This window comes from Allobosea sp. P4_C6, assembly GCF_056402015.1.
Map to the genome: position 1 here is coordinate 1 of NZ_JBFUIF010000148.1, position 3,275 is coordinate 3,275.

Consider the following 3,275-nt stretch of genomic DNA (forward strand, 5'->3'; position numbering starts at 1 on the left):
ACTGTACGGGCGTATCGGCAGCATCTGACGCTGCACATCGCCCCCCGAATCGGCGCGACCAAGCTGTCTCGCCTCACCGCGCCGGCCGTCGCTGCGTTCAAGGACAAGTTGGTTGAGGACGGACGATCGCCGTCGATGGTGAAGCGCGTGCTCGGCTCTCTCTCGTCGCTTGTAAGCGAGGCGCAGCGGAAAGGGCTGGTCGTCGTCAATGCGGTGAAGGTCGGCGGCCGATCGAAGCGGGGAAAGCGGGAGACCGCGCATATCGAAATGCCCAGTCGTGACGAGTTAAAGGCGATGCTGGCGGCGACCTCCGACAAGACCCGGCCGCTGATCATGGTGGCCTTGCTCTGCGGCCTGCGTGCCTCTGAGCTTCGAGGGCTGCTCTGGACCGATATCGACCTCAAGGCTGGGATGATGAAGATCCGGCGGCGGGTCGATCGCTACAACCAATCCGGCCCGCCGAAGTCAGAGGCCGGCAACCGCGATATCCCGCTGTCCCCTGCCCTGCTCAAGGTGCTGCGCGAGTGGAAGCTGGCCTGCCCAAAGGGCGACCTCGGCCTGGTCTTCCCGACAGGGGCGGGAGGTGTTGAGAGCCATGGCAACCTGCTCTCTCGCGTGTTCTGGCCCTTGCAGATCACAGCCGGTGTGACGGTGTTGCGCGACGAACAGGACGAGCATGGCAAGCCCATCAAGGTACCCGATGCGAAATACAGCCTGCATGCCCTGCGCCATGCCGCGGCGGCGTTGTGGATCGAGCAGGGCCTCAATGCGAAGCGGGTTCAATATCTGATGGGCCATAGCTCGATCCAGCAGACGTATGACACCTACGGCTATCTGCTGGAGGCCAGGGACGAAGATGCCAGCGCGATGGATGAGATAGCGTCGCGGCTGCTCTCCTGACGACGGACGCAACACATCTGCAACACGGACTGCGAAAGCCCAATGAACATGGGCCGAAACAGCTGCATCATAATCCGCGTGTCGGGGGTTCAAGTCCCTCTCCCGCTACCAAACTCTCTCTCATCAATGTTCACCGACGACCGCGACCGACCCCTCAGGGGCCGGTTTTGCTGTCATTAGACGTCAGTGGTGTTCTCAGGCGTTCATTGACAGTCGGGCAATTTGTTGGCCTTCCTGTTGTCCTCACCCGAGGCCATCAGATACGAGGCCAACATGCCGTTAACCGATACGGCCATCAGGAACGCGAAGGCGCAGCCGAAAGTGACAAAACTTTCGGATGGCGGCGGCCTGCAACTTTGGATCATGCCGAACGGTGCGAAGCTCTGGCGCATAGCCTACCGCTTCGACGGCAAGCAAAAGAAGCTCGCCATCGGCCCGTATCCCGGCATCAACCTGAAAGCGGCACGAGCCGCGCGGGAGGTCGCCAAGGACCATTTGCGAGGCGGACGCGATCCGTCCGCACAGAAGCGCCTCGATCGCATCACGAAGCAGGAGAACCGGGCCGCCACCTTCGCCACGTTGGCCGACGAACTCCGGGACAAAAAAGAGCGCGAGGGCAAGGCTGCGGGCACGCTGGAGAAATTTGACTGGCTGCTGACCTTCGCGACCGGTGACCTGGGCAAGCGCGCTATCTCTGAAATCAGCGCGGCCGAAATCCTTGCGACACTTCGCAAGGTGGAGAAGCGGGGGCGCCTCGAAACCGCGAAGCGGTTGCGCTCAGTGATTGGACAGGTGTTCCGCTACGCTATCGCCGMCGGCAAGGTCGCGGACGATCCGACGTTGGCCTTGCGAGGCGCGCTCGCAGCCCCGAAGCCAACGAGCAGAGCTGCAATTACCGATGCCAAGGGCTTCGCCGGGTTGCTCCGCGCCATTGACGCCTACGAGGGCCAGCCCGGCACACGCGCCGCGCTCCAGCTCATGGCTCTTCTATTCCCGCGGCCGGGGGAGCTTCGCTTTGCCGAATGGGCGGAGTTCGATCTAGAGGATGCTATCTGGATAATCCCCGCCCAGCGCATGAAGATGCGTCGCGAGCACCATGTGCCGCTGCCCCGGCAGGCCGTGGCCATTATTAGGGAACTGCGTGACGTTCAGGACCGGAGCCCGTTGCTGTTCCCGTCGCTGCGTTCAGCCTCGCGCCCGATGTCCGACGTCACCATGAATGCCGCCCTCCGCCGCATTGGTTACGCCAAGGACGAGATGACGCCTCATGGCTTTCGCGCGACCGCGAGCACGCTCTTGAATGAGTCCGGTATGTGGTCGTCCGACGCGATCGAGCGGGCACTCGCGCATCAGGATCAAGACGCGGTGCGACGCGCCTACGCCAGAGGCCGCCATTGGGACGAGCGCACCCGCATGAGCCAGACGTGGGCGGATTACCTCGACCTCCTGCGCACCGGCGCCAAGGTCATTCCGATGAAGCCTGCGAGCTCCGGCTAATCGACCGAGACGGATGGGGCTGTCCCAGCCAGGAGAAAAGCGCGAAGCACCGCGCGCCTGCCCCATCCATCCCGCGTGGTGCTTGATGAGATGCAGCAATGTCGGCCACTCCGAATGAGATTTGGTGCTCCCCGCGCAATTGGGCCGATGCGCCGACCGGGTTCTTATTCCTTGCTCCGGCAATCTCTCAAATTGCCGATCATCTACTCGGGGACGCCTGGAAAGACGACTATGGGGCGACCGATTACCTGCGGAGCACCCCAACTCCAGAGGCCGCCGATGAGAATTTACGGGATTGGGCGCACCAAATCCTCACAAGCATAGGTGGCCTCGACTACGTGCCGAAGCTACAGACGCTCCCGCAACTTGGCCGCCTGGGAGAGCCGACAATCGAGGTTCGGGCCGGTTACAATTTTACGCAGCCAGAGTGGGATACCGTCCTAAAATACGTTTCCTATCACGATAAAAAGATCGAGCCGATCATTGGCCTGGTCAGGCAGGTTGCGACCTGGGTTCGGGACGCAATTTTCAATAGGCAGCTCACGCCCTACCTTATGAAGTTAGCGGGTGGAGGATGGGGTCCGGGCGACCCTGATGACTGGATCGTGCCGAATATCGACGTCATCCGGAAGCGGATTTCGCATTGCCGCATGCAACCGGGGCGGCCCTCATCATTTGCCGGGTCGCACTGGATATTTCTCAAGCGCGAAGAACTGGACCTACTGCTTGCAAGTCAACGACCATCGCCGCGGGTTGCTAGCACTGTGGAAATTCAGCCATCCGACATCGCGCGAGCGGAGGGAATGGGCGGGAGCCCCGAAGACGATTTGGTCTCGCAGGCGGAGGGCCAGGCGCCACAGCCGGGCTTGCTTTATGAC

At 62.0% G+C, this 3,275-nt stretch carries 3 protein-coding genes; all 3 read left to right on the top strand.

What is annotated here, in order from left to right:
* On the top strand, positions 1 to 900 hold a 900-nt coding region (locus AC1DVA_RS27100; protein WP_476807946.1), incomplete at its 5' end, for a tyrosine-type recombinase/integrase.
* A gap of 273 nt (positions 901 to 1,173) precedes the next feature.
* The gene (locus tag AC1DVA_RS27105; RefSeq protein ID WP_476807947.1) at positions 1,174 to 2,397 is read left to right on the top strand and encodes a tyrosine-type recombinase/integrase; all 1,224 of its coding nucleotides are present in this window, start codon (positions 1,174 to 1,176) and stop codon (positions 2,395 to 2,397) included.
* A gap of 98 nt (positions 2,398 to 2,495) precedes the next feature.
* The coding region (locus AC1DVA_RS27110; protein WP_476807948.1) for a hypothetical protein at positions 2,496 to 3,275 on the top strand (780 nt) is incomplete at its 3' end.